General features: G+C 39.9%; 1 protein-coding gene. It reads right to left on the bottom strand.

Translation table 11 applies throughout. From position 1 onward, the window contains the following. Positions 1–14: 14 nt before the first annotated feature. The coding region (locus tag MBO_RS08950; protein WP_036366891.1) for a hypothetical protein at positions 15–469 on the bottom strand (455 nt) is incomplete at its 5' end.

The following is a 469-nucleotide window of genomic DNA, read 5'->3' as shown; positions in this document are numbered from 1 at the left end:
TAATCGTCTGGTTCTTATCTCCACGGAATCCTGTTACAGCCAGTCCGTTGCCTCTTTCGACTTTTCTCATATACAAATAAATCTCCATATGATTTTCCCGAAGATGACTTATTATCTTTTATCGCCGGACCACCACCCTGCTTCTGCACTGATATGTCACAGGCTTTTCCCAATACTTTATTACCATAACAAGAACACCATACTGACACGATCCAATCTGCATTCACTCTGCTGATGCCATAGTCATCCATCAACTGCTTCACATACCGGAAAGCAAATGTATTATTGAGCAAATTCGCCTTCTGAATATCCTGTGCAATTCCCATGTTGTATGCCATAAGAATCAGATTGATATTCTTTGCCTCTTCCGGAAATGTATCTTTTACCAATGCAGTAAACTGTCTCTTATCATCTATTGAATTTTCATACTGTCGAAGCATTGCTTCAAAATCCTGCTCACTACAGTGCT

It is taken from the genome of Moraxella bovoculi 237, from assembly GCF_000696305.2.
In the GTDB taxonomy this organism is placed as follows: Bacteria; Pseudomonadota; Gammaproteobacteria; order Pseudomonadales; family Moraxellaceae; genus Moraxella; species Moraxella bovoculi.
This window is presented reverse-complemented; position numbering and strand designations above follow the sequence as displayed.